At 60.8% G+C, this 19,103-nt stretch carries 17 protein-coding genes; 2 read left to right on the top strand and 15 right to left on the bottom strand.

The annotated features are described in order from the left end of the window. The first annotated feature begins 266 nt into the window (after nucleotides 1-266). Entirely contained in the window at nucleotides 267-1,670 is a 1,404-nt protein-coding gene (locus J2X24_RS11675; RefSeq protein WP_209721449.1) for a hypothetical protein, read from the top strand. A gap of 53 nt (nucleotides 1,671-1,723) precedes the next feature. Here J2X24_RS11675 and J2X24_RS11670 read toward each other — a convergent pair whose 3' ends face one another. Further along, the gene (locus J2X24_RS11670; RefSeq protein WP_209721446.1) at nucleotides 1,724-2,767 is read right to left on the bottom strand and encodes a hypothetical protein; all 1,044 of its coding nucleotides are present in this window, start codon (nucleotides 2,765-2,767) and stop codon (nucleotides 1,724-1,726) included. Between the two features lie 477 nt (nucleotides 2,768-3,244). Here J2X24_RS11670 and J2X24_RS11665 point away from each other — a divergent pair, with 477 nt between their 5' ends. Next, nucleotides 3,245-3,940, top strand: coding sequence for a hypothetical protein (locus J2X24_RS11665; RefSeq protein ID WP_209721443.1), 696 nt, complete (start codon nucleotides 3,245-3,247; stop codon nucleotides 3,938-3,940). Between the two features lie 24 nt (nucleotides 3,941-3,964). Here J2X24_RS11665 and J2X24_RS11660 read toward each other — a convergent pair whose 3' ends face one another. The 14 genes from J2X24_RS11660 to J2X24_RS11595 all read right to left on the bottom strand — a co-directional run bounded on the left by J2X24_RS11660 (nucleotide 3,965) and on the right by J2X24_RS11595 (nucleotide 18,665). Further along, complete coding sequence (locus J2X24_RS11660; RefSeq protein WP_209721440.1) at nucleotides 3,965-5,191, bottom strand: glycoside hydrolase family 99 protein; 1,227 nt, start codon at nucleotides 5,189-5,191, stop codon at nucleotides 3,965-3,967. A gap of 27 nt (nucleotides 5,192-5,218) precedes the next feature. Further along, on the bottom strand, nucleotides 5,219-6,217 hold the full coding sequence (locus tag J2X24_RS11655; RefSeq protein WP_209721437.1) for a glycosyltransferase: 999 nt from the start codon (nucleotides 6,215-6,217) through the stop codon (nucleotides 5,219-5,221). Nucleotides 6,218-6,221: 4 nt separating this feature from the next. Beyond that, a complete protein-coding gene (locus J2X24_RS11650; protein WP_209721435.1) occupies nucleotides 6,222-6,800 on the bottom strand; it encodes a serine O-acetyltransferase in 579 nt (192 codons plus the stop codon). Beyond that, a complete protein-coding gene (locus tag J2X24_RS11645) occupies nucleotides 6,797-8,083 on the bottom strand; it encodes a lipopolysaccharide biosynthesis protein (RefSeq protein ID WP_209721433.1) in 1,287 nt (428 codons plus the stop codon). Before J2X24_RS11645 ends, J2X24_RS11650 begins: the two co-directional genes overlap by 4 nt. Nucleotides 8,084-8,089: 6 nt before the next feature. After that, entirely contained in the window at nucleotides 8,090-8,956 is an 867-nt protein-coding gene (gene rfbA / locus J2X24_RS11640; protein ID WP_209721430.1) for a glucose-1-phosphate thymidylyltransferase RfbA, read from the bottom strand. After that, nucleotides 8,953-9,858: a dTDP-4-dehydrorhamnose reductase gene (gene rfbD / locus J2X24_RS11635; protein ID WP_209721427.1), complete on the bottom strand. Its 906-nt coding sequence runs from the start codon at nucleotides 9,856-9,858 to the stop codon at nucleotides 8,953-8,955. The genes rfbA and rfbD overlap by 4 nt, the downstream gene beginning before the upstream one ends. A 2-nt stretch (nucleotides 9,859-9,860) precedes the next feature. Further along, nucleotides 9,861-10,922, bottom strand: coding sequence for a dTDP-glucose 4,6-dehydratase (rfbB, locus tag J2X24_RS11630; protein ID WP_209721424.1), 1,062 nt, complete (start codon nucleotides 10,920-10,922; stop codon nucleotides 9,861-9,863). Nucleotides 10,923-10,964: 42 nt separating this feature from the next. After that, on the bottom strand, nucleotides 10,965-11,507 hold the full coding sequence (rfbC, locus tag J2X24_RS11625; protein WP_209721421.1) for a dTDP-4-dehydrorhamnose 3,5-epimerase: 543 nt from the start codon (nucleotides 11,505-11,507) through the stop codon (nucleotides 10,965-10,967). 166 nt (nucleotides 11,508-11,673) lie between these two features. Next, complete coding sequence (locus J2X24_RS11620; RefSeq protein ID WP_209722083.1) at nucleotides 11,674-13,092, bottom strand: hypothetical protein; 1,419 nt, start codon at nucleotides 13,090-13,092, stop codon at nucleotides 11,674-11,676. Nucleotides 13,093-13,246: 154 nt separating this feature from the next. Continuing rightward, the gene (locus tag J2X24_RS11615; protein ID WP_209721418.1) at nucleotides 13,247-13,819 is read right to left on the bottom strand and encodes a serine O-acetyltransferase; all 573 of its coding nucleotides are present in this window, start codon (nucleotides 13,817-13,819) and stop codon (nucleotides 13,247-13,249) included. Next, on the bottom strand, nucleotides 13,816-14,964 hold the full coding sequence (locus J2X24_RS11610; protein ID WP_209721414.1) for a glycosyltransferase family 4 protein: 1,149 nt from the start codon (nucleotides 14,962-14,964) through the stop codon (nucleotides 13,816-13,818). Before J2X24_RS11610 ends, J2X24_RS11615 begins: the two co-directional genes overlap by 4 nt. Beyond that, on the bottom strand, nucleotides 14,936-16,087 hold the full coding sequence (locus J2X24_RS11605) for a glycosyltransferase (RefSeq protein WP_209721412.1): 1,152 nt from the start codon (nucleotides 16,085-16,087) through the stop codon (nucleotides 14,936-14,938). Before J2X24_RS11605 ends, J2X24_RS11610 begins: the two co-directional genes overlap by 29 nt. Before the next feature lie 17 nt (nucleotides 16,088-16,104). Then, nucleotides 16,105-17,121 (bottom strand): NAD-dependent epimerase/dehydratase family protein, encoded by a 1,017-nt coding sequence (locus tag J2X24_RS11600; RefSeq protein ID WP_209721409.1) that lies wholly within the window; start codon nucleotides 17,119-17,121, stop codon nucleotides 16,105-16,107. Between the two features lie 227 nt (nucleotides 17,122-17,348). Further along, on the bottom strand, nucleotides 17,349-18,665 hold the full coding sequence (locus tag J2X24_RS11595) for a hypothetical protein (protein ID WP_209721407.1): 1,317 nt from the start codon (nucleotides 18,663-18,665) through the stop codon (nucleotides 17,349-17,351). Nucleotides 18,666-19,103 lie beyond the last annotated feature (438 nt).

Genomic DNA, 19,103 nt, shown 5'->3' with positions numbered 1-19,103 from the left:
TGTTCGTGACTATTCAAGTCCCGTGCCACAAACGCGTGTCTGCGACGGCTCAAATAACGCTACATATCAAGGGGGTACTGCTGCCGGAACACTACTATGCTGCACCGCAAACGGCAAGGTGGAATGTTTTCGCACATGCACCCTGTGTCAGACGTCGAAAAAATGCGGAATTCGTGTAACAGGTGTGCCGAATCTGTACAGCCGCCTATCCCTAATAAATTATTAAAGCTATATCTTGCTGTACCGTAACAGAAATTGAACAACAGATGTCCAAACTGGCCCTGCGCAATCTCGGCATCGCCCTTGCCGGCCTCGTTGTCTTGTTGGTGGCGCTGGTTGTGTTCCTGTGCCTGCCGCGTTTTGCGGGCGCGAGCAACAGCCGCCAGGCCGTGCCGGTCGCGACCTTCATGGACAGCCTGGGCGTCAATACGCATATCAACTTTACGGGTCCTGACTATTCAGGTTACGCCGACCCTGCGATTACGGCCAACAGCCTGCGTTACATCGGCTTCCGTCACGTTCGCGACGGCGGCAGGAGCTTTAGCCCTGAGCAGATCGCTCGCCTGGTCTCGGTCGCGCAGGCGGCGGACGCGAAGCTGACGCTGACGCCCGGCAGCGGCGGACCGGTCGACCTGGCCGCGTTTCACAAGGGTCTGCGTGACCTGGAAGCCGCCCGGCCGGGAATTCTGGCGGCCGTCGAAGGGCCGAACGAAATCAACAACGTCTTCATGCAGGCGTTCTGGAATGTCGAGTACAACGGGCGCAAGAGCAACATGTGCGCGCGTGACTTCCAGCCAACCCAGGACCTGCAAGGCGATCTGCACCGGCTGATCAAGTCCGACCCGGTGCTGAAGGACCTTCCCGTCTACAACTATACTGTCGTCTATGTGAAAAAGGGCCTGGGCGCGCCAGGATGTCAGGCCGACTTCGAAGCCGATATCCAGGCGATTGGCACCGAGGAGGCTGCCGACTTCGGCAATATCCACGAATACTCCTTCCAGGCGGCGGCGCCGCGCTCGACGCTCTTCAAGGCCATGAGCCGTAAGAGCGTCACGCCGGGCAAGCCGGTGGTGATCACGGAAACGGGCTTTGCCACCGACGAAAGCGCTGGCGCCCGGCCGAAGCTGGCCGTCAGCGAAACGGTCCAGGCCAAATACATCCTCAGCACCGTGTTCGACGGCTACACCCTGGGTGCCCGGCGGACCTATATCTATCAGTTGCTCGACAATGCGCCGGATACACCGGCGACCAATATCGAGAAGCACTTCGGGCTGTTCTACGCCGACGGAAGGCCCAAGCCGGCTGCAGTGGCGCTGCATAATCTCAGCCAGATACTGGCGGAGCCCGCCGCAGCGACATCGGTCAGACGGGAGGCGCTCGTCTATACCATCAAGGGGCCGCATGACCTGCATGACATGCAGCTTCTGCTGCAGAAGCCGGATGGCAGCTATGTCCTGGTTCTGTGGGCCGAGCCGAAGATATGGGATGCGGCGGCACAAAGGGACATAGTGGTCAAGCCGTCGCAGGTGTCGATTACGCTGAAAAAGCCCGCCGAGCGGGTAAGAATCTATGATCCGATGGTAGGGGCGGCGCCGATAAGGACGCTTCGGAACGCGCGTGCTTTGAAAGTCGACATCAGCGACCATCCGGTGCTGATCGCCTTCGATTAACATCCAGAACGTGATGCGGCCGCCGTGGCCGCATCACGTTGCAGGGTGTTCATCTACTTCTGGATGTTGGGGAAACCGCGGCGCGTGATGTAGCCGCGCTCGTCAGCCGACAGCTGGCCGCCCGCATAGAGGGTGGCGGTCAGCAGATGCATCTTCCATGCCCTCGTATTATAATTGATGCCGAACTTGGCTTCCGGACCGGCCTTCTTGGGGTCGTCGACCAGTTCGTAGATATCGATGTCTTCGATATTCAGGTACTTCTGGTTGGTCATGTAGTTGAGCGCGTTGTTCAGGCTCTTGTTGCAGTTCTCAACCAGGCGTCCACCCCAGACGTTTTCGTACGTCGGATCGTAGATTTCACCGCAATTGACTTCGTTGAAGTGTACCGGCTTGTTGTATTGCGACAGCTTGTAAAAGAGGTTGAACGTGCCCCAGTAGAAATTAGGGTCGGTGCCAAGGCGTTCATAGTAGTGGTAGGAGATGACTTCGTACTTCACGCCCTTGGAGGCCATGAAGTCGAGGAAACCAAAGTGGGTCGACGTCGTGTTCAGGATGCGGCGCAGTTTCAGGCCATTGTCGGCATTGATCTTGTCGATCGCGTCCGAAGCACCCTTGAGAACCATCGCCCAGTCGTTCATCACCTGGGTGTCGAATTCGCGCGCGGTGAAGCCCTTGCCCCACAGGGGTTGTTTCGTCGTAGGGTCCGTCACCAGCAGGTTTAGTTCGTTGCCCATTTCGTAGTCATTGATTTCATGCTTGAATTCGTTGACGAAGGCGTAGGTCCGGTCGTAGCCCTGGCGATAGAGCGCCGCGGCGTCGCCCTTCGGATATTTGCCGAAGTCGGTACGGTCGCCGAACGCAAACGGGAAGGCCAGGATAGGACGCAGAACAATACCGCGCGCCTTGGCATTTTTTTGCATCATCCGGACCATCGTGACCCGGGTGGCGTCCTGATCCGCCGTCAGATAGGCGTCAAAGCGGTACCGCGTCAGGTTGCGATATTGCATCATGTCGAAATAGGACTTGATAACGGTTTCGTCCCGGCTGGCCGGACCCGCTGTGCCGATGGCCGGTTTGGCTTCGGCAATACTGCTCATTCCGCCAAGTCCCAAGGTTAAAACCATAGAAACGATTGCGGAGCCTAGTTTAAACTTGTTAAGCATGGTGATGGAACTCTACTGATACGCGGTACAATGCCGCCCCTGAACGTCAAATCAACACAGGGTTTTTAATGGCTTTTTTATTTTTATGATTAATTGCGCGTTCAGCATTTATTTCTTTGAATAGTATAGAGATAATTTTCTACTTTTTTGACGAAGACGAGTGCTTGCTACTTTGAGTAATTTTTAACGAAATGCTGGTGCTATCGTTTGAATGCCTTGCCGGGCAGGCGATATGGCACTGCACTTGCAAAGAGATGCGGGTTGAGTATCGCAATACGAAAAAATAAGGGCACGATAAGTGTTTTATCGGGCTCTCAACAGGGTCGCATATCTGCGATCTGAGTTTGCTTATCGCGATATCTTGTCGAAAACCGCTACAGACTTTCGACATATCGATCCAGGGGCTGAAGCATGACAAACAGGCTTAAGACGAGGCGTTACAGTATTCCGGATACGGACGACGCCACTATTCTGTCGATCTTCGATAAGGCCGCACACTATGCCGCGGATAAGCGCAAGGTCAGTGTCACCGTCGGCGGTCGCGCTATTCCGTCTGTGCAAACCCTGCATGCCTTGCAACGCCGTCACCCGGAAGTCGACTGGACGGCCAGCCGGCTGATCAGTTGTGTTTCGGGCACCTACGGAGCAATGCATCTCTTTTTCCGGCGCGCATCCGGTGACGCGCCCAAAGGCACTCTGAGCGAATTGTCGCTGGTGGCTCCGGAAGGCAGCCACGTCACCGACATGGTGCGCTTCATCGCCTCGCGGCCGGCTATGCTGGCGGCCAGGCATGATGCCGCCGGGTCCGGGTTTCCCAGCTTCGAGGAGCGCAGGACACGCGCGGCGCGCGTGGTCCGTGCACGTTGCCTGCGGCTACGCATCGAGGCGCCGGAGGCCAGGACGTTGCGGAGCCGGATAGGGAGATGGCTACCGGCGAAAACCTATATCCCCATGCGCGCGGTCGCCGGACGGTTACGGCATGTGGCTTCGCCGGCAGGGGCGGCACGGCCGCGCCGTCGCTTCCTTGAACGGCGCTTTATCTCGATCGTCACAGCCCTGCTGACTCTGCTGGCCGGCGTTCAGGCGGTATCGTTTTTACACCCGTAGGTCTTGCCCTGCCGGATAGGCGTTCTAGGGAAAAAGATCGCCGATCCTGCCCGCCACCTTCAGGTAATGGTCGCTCGGCAGGGCCTTTCCGTCGGCATCCAGGGTGACCCAGTCGCCGTCAGCAGGCACAAGGTCCTGCGTCTTGACAACCTTGAAAATCGCCGTGCCCTCGTTGACCTCGTCGAACATGGCGATCTTGATCATCTTCGCCCCGGCCTTTTTCGCGGCCGCCGCCTGCTGCCACAGGAAGTCGCCGCCATTGCGCGGAACTTCATTGCTCCTGGCCTCGGGGTGCGAGCCTTTCCAGGACAGGCCGGGGAAGATGACCGGCATATATTTCTGGCCGTTGCGCTTCGTTGTTTCGACGTCCTTGGGGTACTGCATCTGCGCCCATTGGGCGGCGCCGTCCGGGCTGTGGTACCGACCCACCGCCCAGGGCTGGACGATGTCGAACTGCGCGTAGACCTTCGTCCAGCGCGGGTCCTTTGCACTGTCACGGCTGAGGCTGGTCCAGTAACCGGGCACGCCGCCCATGACGCGCACACCCTGGCCCTTGAACCAGGTGATGATTTCCAGCGCGGTGTCGGGATCAGAAATATGCCGGCCGTCGCCAAAGCCCAGCCCCCACAGCGACACGACCGGCTTGCCTTCGTCCATCTGATAGCCGGGCTGTTTTGTGACGCCCATCTGCTTCAGGCGCTGCCAGTCGGCTTTCAACGCGCCAAAGACGTCGCCTTTGGCGTCGGTCACGTCGTACTCGATGGCGAAGACCCGGCCATTGTCGCGCGCCGCCGCCATGATGTTCTTCAGAACCTGGTCGTTCTCTTGGTATTCCTGCGGCAGCCGCTTGACGAAGCGCTGCACCAGCGCGCCGTCGATGCCGTATTCCCGCATCCAGCGGAAATGGGTCTGCTGGGTCGCTGGTGCGAAGGACGTGAAGACTTGGATGGGCTTGCCGCCGCGCGTCTTGCCCGGCACGGTGCACAGCGAGGATTTATCCATCTCAGACACGTCCGGCAGCATGTCGACGATCCAGCGCCGCTTGCCTGGATAAAGGCTGTCCGGTCCCTTGGGCCCGGCCAGGAACCAATGCCCCTTGGTGAAGCCCGACCCGCTGCCGTCGCCGGGACAGCGGAACCAGCCCTGATAGCCAACCAAAACCGCGCCCTCCAGCCGCGAGGCATCGGCGGCGAAGGCGGAAGGGGCAAGGATGGCGATACTCAACGCAAACAAGACAGGCACGGGACGCATCACGGGTCTCCTTCTGTCGCGGTCCGTCTATTTGAGGCGGAACACAGCGTTTTCACCCAATCTGCCGGCAAAACCGTGCGACAGCGCGGAATAGGCGATGGGCAGCCGCCGCGTCTTGCGCTTCATGACGGCGTAAGTCGTCAGGATAAACATGTATGCGGCGGCATTAAGGTAATAGAACGGACTTACCGGGGTGCGGCGATGCGACTCCCAATAGGAACGGTTGCGCATGGCATAATAAATCCGCAAGTCCGATCCTGCGGTGAGCCAGGCGTCGAAAGACGTTGCGGTCGGCTTGGTGTCCTCGGCGTACCACGACGCTTCGGCGTCCCTGATAACGGCGTCGCGGACCAGTTCCAGCTTCCCGCCGCCCTTGGTGATACGATAAGTGAAGTCGGTGTCGTCGTCATAGAGCACGAAGTCGCCGTCGGGATAACCGATCAGGTCGATCAGTGAGCGATGGAACATCAGCCCGCCATAGGGGCCGTGCAGGATGGGGATGCGATCGGGGAGTTCGGGGGCCACGAAGTCCTTGCCACGTTTGCGCCAGGCGATCTTGCTCGGGATATCGAGCAGGTGGAAGTTCAGGAAGGAATCGATGAAGCGCGGCTTGAAGCCCGCCGCCGCCCGTTCCGCCGCCGCCCCGCCGTGATCGTCGCGCAGACCGCAGACGGCGGCCAGGTCGGTATCCTTGCGGAGATCCTTCAGGTCGGTGACAAGCTTGTCGACCGTCCCGGGGGCCGGGATATTGTCGTCGTCGAGGACGAAGATATATTCGCTGCCGGCCTGCATGGCGGTTTCCATGCCGGTCTTGAAGCCTGCGGCTGAGCCGCTGTTGCGGCCCATGGCGACGCGGTTGGCCCAGTCGCCGAAGGTTTTCGGCAAAAGGGTCGCCAGATCGTCCTGCGAACCATTGTCGATGACAAAGGCGCGCCGCACGCCCTGGTCGCGCGCCGCCTCGAGCACGGTTTTCAGAAGATGCCAGCGTTTGCCGTAGGTGACGCTGATGAGCGTGATGTCTTCCATGGCGCTACAGGGTCTCAAGCGTGGGCACGGGGGAGGTGGATTGCGTCTTCGCCACGATGCGCGCCGGGATGCCGACGGCGATGGCGTTTTCAGGCACCGACTTGAGCACGACGGCATTGGCGCCGATGCGCGCGCCCTTGCCGATGGTGATGACGCCCAGAACCTTGGCGCCGCTGCCGATCTGCACGTCGTCGCCGATGACCAGGTGGCCGTCGGGTTCGCCGCGCCGACCCAGCGTCGTGCCCTGCAGGATGACGACGTCGCGGCCGGCACGCACCTCGGCGCCGATCACGACACAGATAGGGTGCGGCAGGTACAGGCCGGGGCCGAACTGCGCCTGGGGGTCGATGTCAGAATTGAAGTACTGGGTCGTCATGTACCAGAGGATGCGGCGCAGCAGGGCGCCCACCTTAGGGATGCGGCCGAGCTTTTCCTGCAAGCGAAGCGATATGACCAGCTGATAGCCCGGTGTGAGCAGGATCAGCCGCAGCCAGGCGCCCAGGCCGGGCTTCGGCTTTTTCCACGATCGGAAATACCACTGGGCGTCGGCGCGCAGCTTGGTTCTGAAACCTTCAGCTTTCATGTCCGCTCCTCCGCGATAATCGCCGGACGGCCGGACGTGACATCGCGATAAAGGAACCATCCCCGGCTCATCAGCAGATATGCGGCGGTACCCAGCATGGACACGCCGACGCCGATCAGGCCGAACAGGGTTACCAGCGCGAAGGTCAGGATCAGGTTGACGACGATGCCGGAAATATTGACCAGGGCCAGGGTGCGGTCCTTCTTGCGGCTGTAGAGGCCGTAATGCGTCATGTCGGCGACGATCTTGACGACGATGGCCAGCAGCATCAGCGGAAAGATCAGCGGGTGCCGCGACAGCTCCGGATTGCCGATATAGGGCATCAGGAAGGTGACGGCGCCGTACATGGCGACGGCCATGGCCAAGCTTCCCGCCAGCGCCTTGACCAGCATCCGGCCGAACCTCTGCCGCCAGGCGTCTTCACCGGCCTTGAAGCCGTCGACCAGCCCAGGCAGGGACACCTGCACCACGGCGGCGGTGATCAGCACCAGCAGGGCATTGGCCATGGTCCAGTAGAAGGTGTAGACGCCCGTCGCCGCAAGTCCCAGGTGCCCGGCGATGAAGAAACGGTCGAAATAGGAATAGACGACGAGGCCCAGGTCGCTGAGATAGACCAGGCCGGCGGCCTTGATCGTATGGCCGATCCATTGGGAATCGATCCTGCGGCTTAAGGTCTTGAGCCACGGCCAGGTGCGGGTGAACAGCCACAGCACCAGGAAGGACAGGACCAGCGAGGCCAGCCAGAAGACCAGCAGGGTGTCGAGATTGCGGTACTGCGGCCACAGGAAGCTTACGCCGATGAAGGGAAAGACCCATGCCGCCGACCGCACGATCAGCAGGAAGTTGGCCAGCAAAGGCTTGCGCAGGCTGATCAGGACGATGTGGAGGTCGAACGCGATGACCTCGAGAACGATGATCAGCCCTGCCAGCCAAAGATTGCCGAGCATGTTCACTGGGTGGACGGTGTTGACGGCCAGGGCGCCGAGCAGGGTAACGCCGAGCAGCGACGCCATGACCACCATCTTGTCGCGGATGCGCGCGAATGCATCTTCGATGTCGACGCCGATGATTTCGCGGCTGAGGAAATAGTTCATGCCGAAGCCGAACAGGGCCGGCAGCACACCGGCCACGCCGACGATCAGGCCGAACTGGCCCGTCTCACTCAGGCTCAGGAACTTGACCAGATAGAAGGACAGGGCAAAACGCCCCACCAGACCCACGCCACGCAGGCCCATATTGGTGAGCGGCACAAGCATCTTCTGAAGGTTCAGTTTTCCGGACATCGGGCCTTATTGCGCGAGGACGCGGTAGAGATACTTGCCATATTCGCTCTTGCCGAGGGCTTTGGCGAGGGTTTCCAGCTGGGTGTTGTCGATGAATCCGTGACGCCAGGCGACTTCTTCGGGACAGCAGATCTTCATGCCCTGGCGCTTTTCGAGGACGCGGACGAACTCGGCTGCATCGAGCAGGCTGTCGGGCGTGCCGGTGTCGAGCCAGGCATAGCCGCGGCCGATCGGCTGGACGGAGAGCTCGCCGCGCTCCAGATAGACGCGGTTGACGTCGGTGATTTCGTATTCGCCGCGCGCCGATGGCTTGAGGTTGGCGGCGATGTCGACGACCTGGCTGTCATAGAAGTAGAGGCCGGTGATGGCCCAGTTCGACTTGGGCTGCGCCGGCTTTTCCTCGACCGACAGGGCCTTGAAGCTGTCATCGAACTCGACGACGCCATAGCGTTCGGGGTCGGAGACCTGGTAGGCGAAGACAGAAGCCCCCGAGGTCAGCTTCGACGCCTCTTCGAGCGTCTCGGTCAGGTTGGAGCCGTAATAGATGTTGTCGCCCAGGATCAGGCACGACGGTTCGGACCCGACGAAGTCGGCACCGATCATATAGGCCTGGGCCAGGCCGTCGGGGCTGGGCTGTTCGGCGTAGGAGAGCGATATGCCCCACTTACTCCCGTCGCCGAGAAGCTTCTGGAACAGGGGCAGGTCGTGCGGCGTCGAGATGATCAGGATGTCGCGGATGCCGGCCATCATCAGGGTCGACAGCGGATAATAGATCATCGGCTTGTCGTAGACCGGCATCATCTGCTTGGAGACGCCGATGGTCATGGGGTGCAGGCGCGTGCCGCTGCCGCCGGCAAGAATGATACCCTTCATACTGTAGTCTCCTGGCTTGCCGCCACACCGGTCAGGCGCGTCAGGCAGTCATTCAGCGATACGCGCCACGGATCGAGGCGCAGGTCGTAGGTGGCGGCCAGCTTCTCGCCCGACAGGCGCGAGTTGGCCGGGCGCTGGGCCGGGGTCGGATAGGCCGAGGTCGGGATCGGGTTGACCGTGACGAACTTGCCGCCGCGGTCCTTTGACCCGGCGAAGATGGCTTCGGCAAAGCCCGCCCAGGTCGTTTCGCCCTGGCCGGTCAGATGGAAGGTGCCGCGAAGTGCCGGATCACTGTCCTTTGCGACGCGCTGGGCGACCGTCAGAAGCGCGCGGGCGATCTCCGGCGCATAGGTCGGGCAGCCGTTCTGGTCGGCGACGACGTTCAGTTCATCGCGCGTTTCACCAAGCCTCAGCATGGTCTTGACGAAGTTGTTGCCATAGGGCGAGTAAACCCAGGCGGTACGCAGGATGACATGGTCTTCGGTCGCCGCCCGGATCTGCTCCTCGCCCGATAGCTTGGTCTTGCCATAGACGCTGACCGGGGCCGGCGTGTCGTTCTCATCGTAGACGCCGTCCTTGTCGCCGGCGAAGACATAGTCGGTCGACAGGTGCAGGATGGGGATGTTCAGTTCGGCGGCGATGCGCGCCAGTTCGCCAGGCCCGTCACCATTGATGGCCTGGGCCAAGTCGGTCTCGCTCTCGGCCTTGTCGACCGCCGTGTAGGCCGCCGACGAGATGATGACATCGGGCTTGGCCGCCTTGATAGGCGCAGCAAGCGTTTCCGGCTTCGACAGATCGACCTCGGGAAGGCCCACGCGGACGATTTCGATGCCGAGCTTTTCGCCCAGCTCCGCCAGAGACGTATCGACCTGGCCTTCCTTGCCTGTGACGACGATGCGCATGATCACACCTTCGCTTCGGCCAGGACGCCCAGGCGCTCGCCAGTATAGACCTCACCGCGCAAGGGACGCCACCAGGCTTCGTTATCGAGATACCAGCGCACCGTCTTGTCGATGCCGGTGTCGAAGTTTTCACGCGCCTTCCAGCCCAGCTCGGTCTCAAGCTTGGTGGCGTCGATGGCGTAGCGGTGATCGTGGCCCGGACGGTCGGTGACGAAGGTGATCAGGCGGTCGTGTGGCGCGCCGTTGGGGCGCAGTTCGTCCATGATGGCGCAGATGCGGCGCACGACGTCGATATTCTTGCGCTCATTGCGGCCGCCGACATTGTAGGTCTCGCCGAGCCGCCCCTTCGAGGCGATCAGGTGCAGGGCGCGGGCGTGGTCCTCGACATAGAGCCAGTCGCGGATGTTGGAACCGTCGCCATAGACCGGCAAAGGCTTGCCTTCGAGCGCATTCAGGATATTGAGCGGGATCAGCTTTTCCGGGAAGTGGAAGGGGCCGTAATTGTTCGAGCAGTTCGATACCACGACCGGCATGCCGTAGGTGCGGTGCCAGGCCTTGGCCAGGTGGTCCGAGGCCGCCTTCGACGCCGAATAGGGCGAGGACGGATCATAGGGCGTGGTCTCTTCGAACAGGCCGGTTTCGCCCAAAGACCCATAGACCTCGTCGGTCGAGACGTGCAGGAAGCGGAAATTGGCCTTGGCGTCGCCACCCAGGCCGTTCCAGTAGTGGCGCGCGGCCTCCAGCAGGGTGAAGGTGCCCACCACATTGGTCTGGACGAACTCGCCGGCGCCGGTGATCGAGCGGTCGACGTGGCTTTCGGCCGCCAGGTGCATGATGTGGTCGGGGCGGAAGCCTTCGATGGCGGCGACAACCGCGTTGCGGTCGCAGATATCGGCCTGCACGAAGCTGTAATTGTTGGCGCCTTCGATGGGCTTCAGCGAAGCGAGATTGCCGGCATAGGTCAGCTTGTCGAGGTTCAGCACCTCGGCCTTTTCCTCCGACACAAGATAGCGCACCAATGCGGACCCGATAAAGCCCGCGCCGCCGGTTACCAATATACGCATATCAAATCCCTTTATTTAATATTGGGCTCAGGCCCGCGGCATTCAGCGCAGGCTGGAAAGTTTCGGTTGCGCCTTGTCCTTGTCGGACAGGACCGCCGTGGAAAGATCGACTGGCCAGTCGATGCCGATTTCGGGATCGTCGAAGGCGATGCCGCGGTCATGTTCGGGGCTGTAGGGATTGGTCACCTTATACAGCACCTCAGTGTCGGGCTCTAGCGTGCAGAAGCCGTGCAGGAAACCTTCCGGCACCCACAGCTGGCCGGCATTTTCGGGCGTCAGGGTCTCACCGACCCACTTGCCGAAGGTCGCGGAACCGGGGCGCACGTCAACGGCAACGTCGAAGATCGCGCCCTTCAGGCAGCGCACCAGCTTGCCCTGGCCCACGGGCGGCGCCTGATAGTGCAGGCCGCGAATGGTGCCCACCTGGGCCGACAGGGACTGGTTGTCCTGAACGAAGCCGATGTCGGCCACGTTTTCACGGAACCAAACGTCCTTGAACGCCTCCATGAAATAGCCACGGCTGTCGCCGAACTTTTTGGGCGTGATCAGAACCGGCCCGGAAATGTCGTAAGTTTTAATCTGCATAAGTCACGTCGTCCGAAATCGAGCGGCAAGCTTCCTACGAGCAGGCCAAATTATATTGCACTGCAAAACAAACATGTCCAACGAAATTGAGAGCGATATGCCGAAAAGTGTAGGGATTTTTTGGCGAAATATCGCGACAAAACAAAATGCTAGAGCAAGTTCTGCTTTAGCGGCGTGTTTCAGGCCCGGGAGGTTGCTGCCGGGTTTGCGGGCGGCCTTGGGGCCTGAGCGCGGGGCGTCGCAGGTCCATCTGCGGACGCGGGCTGGGGTTCACCGCGCCGCGCGCCGCCATGCTTTCCTGTAGCGGGTTACGCGCGCGCCGTGAGAAAAGCTGGTCATAGATGGCCAGCGCGACGACCATCATCAGGTAGGTCATCAGCTGGGCGCGGGTAAAGGCGTTGGAGGTCATCCACAGCAGGATCGTGCCCGCCGTGAAGGGATACATGACCAGGCCGAGGGTCTGGCCCTTCAGCGCGTGCTTCCAGAAGAGGCAGGACAAGGCGCCCATGAGAACAAAGAAGGGATAATACCAGGGGCCCAGGTCCATGTAGTAATAGCCCAGCGCCGTCACCCAGTTGTAGGCGGCGTTCAGCCCGGCCTGGCGCGTGGCATCGAATTCCGATTCGAACACCATGACCGGGTCCGGCAGGCCCAGCAATGCCTGGAAGTTGATGAACTTGTACAGGAAGGGTGCGCGCGACAGGAATTCGAAGGTGTAGGTGCCCGTGCCGGCGTAAGGGAATTGCAGGCGCCCGTCGATCACGGCGGCCAGGTGGTTCACGGCCGTCGGGCCGTAACCATAGAGGTTCTGTTCGACGCCTTCGCTGGTATTGCCGCGCAGCAGCGAGAAGGCAATGAAGATGGCGACGACGGCCGCGCCACAACCCAGACCAATGGCGGTCAGTTTTTTTGCGTTCAAGGTTCCGCGCCGGGCCGAAATCACCAGATAGACGATCAGCGATCCGACCAGCAGCGGAATGACTTCGTAGCGCGCCACCTTCAGGACGGAGATGAGAATCGCCAGGCACAGGCCGCCGCCGATCAGCGCGGCCGACAGCTTGGCGGCGCTCGTCTTCAGGTTTGGAAAGACGACCATGTGCTTGCCCATGGCCCACCAGATCATGGCGATCAGAAGCGGCTGGGCGCCAGCCATGCCGCCGGTCGTGTCGATGACCTGCTTTGCCGTATTGCCGTTGGCCGACAGGACGAAGCCAATCAGACCCGGCGTGTTCTTCAGCATGATCATGACGGAATAGAGGTTCAGCGCCGCGGCCGCCAGCAGCGGATAGACATGGTACAGCTTGTTGACGTTTTCGCCCGCTGCGCCGGACCTGAGAAGGCGGTTATTGCCCGAATTGCCGCCCATCAGGAAGAAGCCGGCGAGGAATGCCAGGCAGGTCAGCGAGATGAAGCCGATCAGCTTGCCATTCATGTGCATCAGGTTCGGCTCTTTGAGCACGACCTGATAGGTGTCCGGAGATACGAAGGTCGAGCCGACCAGGAAGAGGAAGGCGACCATGACCATTCCGACGGGCGAAATGGCGGTGAGGATATTGAAGCCTGTGCCTCTGAAGATGCCGAACATATCACCGATCCATTATCTGTATCGCAAACACGTACAGAGTCTGCTTACGCCAACATCGCCCCACAACTCCTTCACTACGGAAGAGTTAACATGCATGCCCGAGGGAGTAAACGAATTTATCTCGCACATGCAAAAAGTGTTTATCTTCCAGCACTTAAATTACGCTTAGCCGCTCCTTGCGCTTCACGACGCGCGCGGGCGAGCCGACGGCCACGGCATGGGGCGGTATGTCGTTCAGCACGACCGAATTGGCGCCGATCATGGCGTTCTCGCCGATGGCGATGTCGCCCATGATCTTGACGCCGGGACTGAGATAGGCGCCGTCGCCGATGCGTGGCGCCGTATGGGTGTCCGGACGGACGCGGCCGATCGTCACCTGGTGCAGCAGACTGACATTGCGGCCGATGACGACGTCCGCGCCGACGACGATGCCAGTGGGGTGCGGAACGAACAACCCCCCGCCGAGCGTAACACGCCGTGCCATGTCGCAGGCGAAGAACCGGTTGGTCCAGTATTGCAGGACCAGCGACAGGAAGGAGCCAATCAGCGGTACGCGGTCCGACGCTTCGACGACACGCAGCAAGGTGACGAACTGAAAGCCGCCTTCGAACAGCAGAAGCCGTATGACCATGCCGGCGGACGCCTTTTTCTGCCAGGCGATTTCCCACATGGCGACGTCGCGTTTCAGCTTGGCGAAAAAGCGATCTTCCGCGGCCCGTGGTGTCATGCGGCCGCCTTCAGCCCGGGCGCGCGGCCGCGCAGCAGGTCACCCAGATAGAGGCGGTCGAGCAACTTTTGCGCGCTGCTTCGCCAGCTGTAATGATCGATCCGCACCCGGCCCCTGGCACGTAAGGAATCGGCCGTGTCGGGCTCGGCCACGATACGCGCCATCAGCCCGGCGAGGACATCGGGGGCATCAGGGGGGAAGAACAGGGCGGCATCGGCGCAAACTTCGCGGCACGAGCCGATGTCCGATGCCAGGACCGGGCAGTCGTGGACCATGGCTTCCAGCGGCGGAATGCCAAAGCCTTCATAAAGGCTCGGGAAGACGAAGGCGGCGGCCTGACGGTACAGGCCGGCGATTTCCGCGTCGGTCAGGCGGCCGGTAAAGACCACATTGTCGGGAACCTCAAGGCCGCCGTCGCCGAAGACCTTGGACTTGGCGGCGCCGACCACGACGAAGGTCATGCCACTGTTTTCAAGCTGGCTGAACGCCTTGAGCGCCATGGCCAGGTTCTTGTGCGGCGCCGGCGATCCGACGAACAGGAAATAGCGGCCGGGCGTGAGGCCCTGGCGCGCTGTCACGCCGTCATCCGGGACGACCCGGGCGATATGATCCGTGCCATTGGGAATAACGGCTATGCGCGCGGCGTCCAGGTTCAGGACCTGGCTCAGCTCGCCTTGCGAGAAGTGCGACACCGTGGCGAGACGAGAGCCCTTGCTGAGCACCCGGCCCAGTGCCTGGTGAAGACGGCGGTAATTGGCCGAAAAATGCCCGGGCATGCGATAGACGACGGCGTCGTGGATGACGGTCAGTGCGCGCGGATGCAGGATGGGTCCGCTGTTGCACAGATTGACCAGCACGCCGCCCGAGGCGGCCGCGGCCAGCCAGGTCTGTTCCCAGGGGTGACCGCCCATGGGACCGCCGGTGGCGAAGTCGATGGCCTTGAGCCCGAGATGATTGGCATCCGAGCCCTTGGGCGCCAGAAGGCGGCAGGCGGGCGCGTTGGGACCGGCGGCCAGCAGCAGTCCGTCTAGCGCCTTGACGACTTCCGAAGCGTAGCGCTGGACGCCGGTCAGGTCCTGCGTCAGGAAGCGGCCGTTGATGAACAGGTCCGGTTTGTCACGCGACATCGGCCAGGGACTTTTCATTCGCCTTTTCGTCGCTCTTTTCCGCGCGCAGGGCTTCGTCGAACAGTTCCGTCGTCTGGCGGATAATGACCTCGTGGGTGAAGCGCGTCAGGACGTGTTCACGCGCATTGGCCGTCAGGCGGTCACGCAGTTCTTCGTCCTCGCGCAGACGAGCGATGGCGGCGGTCAGCTGCTCGGAATTGCCGGGCTCGATCAGGAGCGCCGTCTGTTCATGAATGGCGACATCAGTCACACCGGTGCGCAGGTTCGAAGCGACCACAGGCACGCCCATGAGCATGGCTTCCAGCTGCGAAATCCCGAAGGTCTCGGTCACCTCGGTCGAGGGAAACACGAAGACACCGATCGAACGGTAGAAGGCGATCTTGTCCTTCATGTTGCGGATATCGCCCAGGAAGTCGGCGCGATCCTTGACCTTCAGCGTGTCGGCCAGCTCCTCGGCTTCGGCGCGGTAAGGGCCGTCGCCGGCGATCTTGGCGCGGACGCCGGGCAGTTTCGACAGGGCATTGAGCATGACGCCCAGGCCCTTGTAGCGCGCGTGCCGGCCCAGGAAGCCGATCGGCTTGGGGCCGGGCGCGGGGGCTTCCAGGGTTTCGACGGCGAACTGCGCCGGATTGATACCGAGCGGAATGACCCGGTAGTTGGGGCCTTCGTGCAGTTCGTCGGAAATCTCGATCAGCTTGCCCGATGTTACGATCACAAAGGTGCTGCGGTTCAGCACGAAGCGATACAGCGGCATCAGCAGGTTCTTCAGCATCTTGCGGCCGAAGATGTCGGTATGGTGGGTAATGACGATCTTGGGCCGCTTGCCCATCAGGAGCATCAGGCACAGGCCGGCATTGGCGACGAAATTCGGCGCATGGAAATGCACGATGTCGGGGTTGGCCCGGGCGATCTCGAAGATCATCGACAGGCTGACAGGCTGGCTTTTGACATTGGCCAGCATGCCGAACCGTTTAACGCGAACGCCGTTGATGGTTTCCACCTTCGTGCCGCGTTCGTGATTGAAGCAGAAGACGGTGACATCATGCCCCTTGGCCAGGGCCTCGCTGACATCGCGGGTATTTACCTCGATCCCGCCGGAAAACGGCGGGTAGTATTTTCCGAGAACCAGGACTTGGGGCATGGGAGTCAGCCTCTTGTTCAGGACGCCTTGCTGTTGTACGCGCGGAACCAGTCAACAAAGGCCGTCACGCCTTGCTTGACATCGATACTTGGCAGGAAGCCGGTGAGCGCCTGCAGCAGCCTGGGGCTGGCATAGGTGCGCGGCACGTCGCCCTTTTGCATGGGCAGCATGTTCTTGGTCAGCGGCTTGCCCAGCGCTTCCTCGATGGTGTCGATGAAGGGCATCAGGCCGACCGGTTGGCCGCCGCCGAGATTGACGATCCGAAAGGGGCCAAGCTTGGACAGGGTTTCGCGCGCCTTATCATCCGACACGCGGTTGTCTTCCGACGGAATGACCGGGATCAGCTTGACGATCGCTTCGACCAGGTCGTCGATGTAGGTAAAGTCGCGTTCCTGCTGGCCCATGCCATAGACGTCGATGGCTTCGTCCTTGCCGGCGGCGGCGACGAACTTGAACAGCGCCATGTCCGGGCGGCCATAGGGACCATAGACCGTGAAGAAGCGGAAAGCCGTCGTCGGGATCTTCCACAGATGCGCGTAGGAGTGTGCCATGACTTCCATCGACTTCTTGGTCGCGGCGTAAAGCGTCATGGGCTCGTCCGTCTTGTCGGCCTCTTCGAACGGCACCTTTTCGTTGGCGCCGTAGACCGAGGAGGTCGAGGCCAGCATCAGGTGCTTCGGCTTCAGGATGCGGGCGATTTCAAGGATGTTGAACGAGCCGACCAGGTTCGAGCTGACATAGGTGCGCGGCTGTTCGAGGCTGTAGCGCACGCCGGCCTGGGCGGCCAGGTGGACGATGACGTCGGGCTGGCAAGCCGTGGCGGCCTCGGTGAGCGCCTCCATGTCCTCCAGCATCGCTTCGGTATGGGTGTAGTTCGCCTCGGCCTTCAGGATATCAAGGCGGGCGTGCTTCAGGCGCAGGTCATAATATTCCGTCATGGCGTCATAGCCATGGACATTATGGCCTTCGCTTAAAAGGCGGCGCGCCAGATGAAAGCCGATAAAGCCAGCCGTTCCGGTTATGAAGACGTTCATATTAGTACCGCTCCGTCATGGCTGTATCGTTTTGAGTCAACGCGGTCGCGAAAGATACGCGCGCCCACGGGGCGAAAATAAGGCAGGAAGCGAGCATGAAACCCTTTTGGAATGCGGTTTTGGTCTTTAGAGCATCATAACAGTGTAATGTTGCATCGCAACATAAAACATCATCGGATGGCTCCGGTGGGTATGTCCGCGCCTTGCAAGGCACGGGCCGGAAATGCTTAGTACAGAACCTTCATTTTTAGCTTAAACGGCGAATATTGAATACGGTGGGCGTAAATGACGTTGGAGATCGCCAGGCCGGCCAGCAGCAGGATTTCCGGGCCTTCGTTGCTGGTGGCGAAGCTAAAGGGAACGAGTGCGGCGAACATGGCATAGGCCGTGCCTTCCGCCTTGGTGGCGACCCGGGCAAGCAGGTAATAGAGCGCCAGTGCCAGCAGTCCGCAGATGGCGAAATGGTACAGCATGAAGTTGTCGACCGCTGAGGTCGTCAGGACGTACTTGCCGCTATAGACCGACGGGCTGCCGAAGGAGCCATACCCGGTGCCCCACAGATAGGCGCCGTCGCCGCCGATTTCCCGCATGCGCAGCATGGACGACGGCCAGGTGAAGTTCACGCGGTCCTGGAAGCTGTTATAGGCGAAATAGGGGACGGGTTCGCGGGAAAAGCCGATAATCATCGGAACGATGCCGACAGCCAGGAAGAGGTAGGACATGCCCTGCTGCATGATGGGCTTCAGGTCGAAGGACAGCATCCTCCGCAGTGCCTCCGGCGGGCTGATCAGGTTGCCGGCAATGAAGATCATCGGCAGACAGATATAAGTGGTCTTGCTGTCGGTCAGGTAGACGCCGTAGGCGCAGGCGGCAACGACCAGCAGTTCGACCCAGATATTCCTCAGCCGCGTGCGAATCAGGCAATAGAACATGACGATCAGGGCCGCCGCCGACACGCTGGCCACCGAGGCGCCGGCCAGGCGGGTGACGGTCACGCGTTCGGTCGTGCCATCCTTGAGATAGCCTGCGTACCATTCGCGCGACATGTCGCGCTCGACGCCGAACTGCGAGAACTTGCTGCCGACCCACGGGAAGTCCATGAACTGGTTGACCGCCAGGAAGATGATGGTCGCCGCCAGCAGCACGCACCACAGGATGAAGTAGCGGCGCGTCATCTCCCTGAGCAGAAAAGGCGTATTCATGCAGAAGATCAGGGGGGCTATGATCTTGTAACCCGATATGATCGACAGCGGGTTATTGCCGTTCAGGTAGCCAATGACCGCCGGCGCCAGCATGAAAACGATCGACAGGATCATGACATTGCGGCGCAACGGCTCGCGCGACCGGTAGGCCGCCACGAAGCACATGGCGATCCCGGCCGAAATCAGGGCGTCGGGGATGAACCAGACGAAGTTGAGGTTGAGGTTCTGGAGCAGCATCCGCAGCGCACCGCCGAAGGTATGCCGCACCAGCAACAGGGCGATGACCGCGGCGCCGAATTTCGCGATGAAAGGAGTGCGGCGGACCGCCTTGCCTTCTGACATGTGTTACCACCTCAAGATCATTGCACGAAAATCAGGCATCGGATCGGCAGCCGTGTCGAAGCTTGGGTCTCCCGACAGGGGCAGGCCAGGCAAAATAGAAGGCGTCGAACGAAACACCCTTGCGGGCAGACCGGCACGTCCTGAACGGCCCTTGAAAACGCAGTCTTGTTACAAAATCTCGTATATCGGCAATATCATTGTAATGATTGGATATGTTGCCGCCGTCAAGAGTGTAGGCGGCTATGGCCGGTCTGTGAAGGGCAAAAATTTCGCAGATGCGAAAGCGCTGTTGACAGCCGTATGGAAGCGGCTAACGTCCACCGGTCAGATCGCACTGGAGCGATATACCGAAAAGTGTAAAGCGGTTTTCGGCATAATATCGCGACAAAGCAAAAAACTAGGGCGTAATGCGTTTTAAGCGCATTACGCCCTAGTCTG

It is taken from the genome of Asticcacaulis solisilvae (assembly GCF_017875235.1).
In the GTDB taxonomy this organism is placed as follows: domain Bacteria; phylum Pseudomonadota; class Alphaproteobacteria; order Caulobacterales; family Caulobacteraceae; genus Asticcacaulis; species Asticcacaulis solisilvae_A.
This window is presented reverse-complemented; position numbering and strand designations above follow the sequence as displayed.

Excerpts from the sequence above, each read along its gene's own strand:
- J2X24_RS11675 (WP_209721449.1), top strand. The coding sequence starts at position 267 with ATGTCCAAACTGGCCCTGCGCAATCTCGGCATCGCCCTTGCCGGCCTC.
- J2X24_RS11670 (WP_209721446.1), bottom strand. The coding sequence starts at position 2,767 with ATGAGCAGTATTGCCGAAGCCAAACCGGCCATCGGCACAGCGGGTCCG.
- J2X24_RS11665 (WP_209721443.1), top strand. The coding sequence starts at position 3,245 with ATGACAAACAGGCTTAAGACGAGGCGTTACAGTATTCCGGATACGGAC.
- J2X24_RS11660 (WP_209721440.1), bottom strand. The coding sequence starts at position 5,191 with ATGCGTCCCGTGCCTGTCTTGTTTGCGTTGAGTATCGCCATCCTTGCC.
- J2X24_RS11655 (WP_209721437.1), bottom strand. The coding sequence starts at position 6,217 with ATGGAAGACATCACGCTCATCAGCGTCACCTACGGCAAACGCTGGCAT.
- J2X24_RS11650 (WP_209721435.1), bottom strand. The coding sequence starts at position 6,800 with ATGAAAGCTGAAGGTTTCAGAACCAAGCTGCGCGCCGACGCCCAGTGG.
- J2X24_RS11645 (WP_209721433.1), bottom strand. The coding sequence starts at position 8,083 with ATGTCCGGAAAACTGAACCTTCAGAAGATGCTTGTGCCGCTCACCAAT.
- rfbA (WP_209721430.1), bottom strand. The coding sequence starts at position 8,956 with ATGAAGGGTATCATTCTTGCCGGCGGCAGCGGCACGCGCCTGCACCCC.
- rfbD (WP_209721427.1), bottom strand. The coding sequence starts at position 9,858 with ATGCGCATCGTCGTCACAGGCAAGGAAGGCCAGGTCGATACGTCTCTG.
- rfbB (WP_209721424.1), bottom strand. The coding sequence starts at position 10,922 with ATGCGTATATTGGTAACCGGCGGCGCGGGCTTTATCGGGTCCGCATTG.
- rfbC (WP_209721421.1), bottom strand. The coding sequence starts at position 11,507 with ATGCAGATTAAAACTTACGACATTTCCGGGCCGGTTCTGATCACGCCC.
- J2X24_RS11620 (WP_209722083.1), bottom strand. The coding sequence starts at position 13,092 with ATGTTCGGCATCTTCAGAGGCACAGGCTTCAATATCCTCACCGCCATT.
- J2X24_RS11615 (WP_209721418.1), bottom strand. The coding sequence starts at position 13,819 with ATGACACCACGGGCCGCGGAAGATCGCTTTTTCGCCAAGCTGAAACGC.
- J2X24_RS11610 (WP_209721414.1), bottom strand. The coding sequence starts at position 14,964 with ATGAAAAGTCCCTGGCCGATGTCGCGTGACAAACCGGACCTGTTCATC.
- J2X24_RS11605 (WP_209721412.1), bottom strand. The coding sequence starts at position 16,087 with ATGCCCCAAGTCCTGGTTCTCGGAAAATACTACCCGCCGTTTTCCGGC.
- J2X24_RS11600 (WP_209721409.1), bottom strand. The coding sequence starts at position 17,121 with ATGAACGTCTTCATAACCGGAACGGCTGGCTTTATCGGCTTTCATCTG.
- J2X24_RS11595 (WP_209721407.1), bottom strand. The coding sequence starts at position 18,665 with ATGTCAGAAGGCAAGGCGGTCCGCCGCACTCCTTTCATCGCGAAATTC.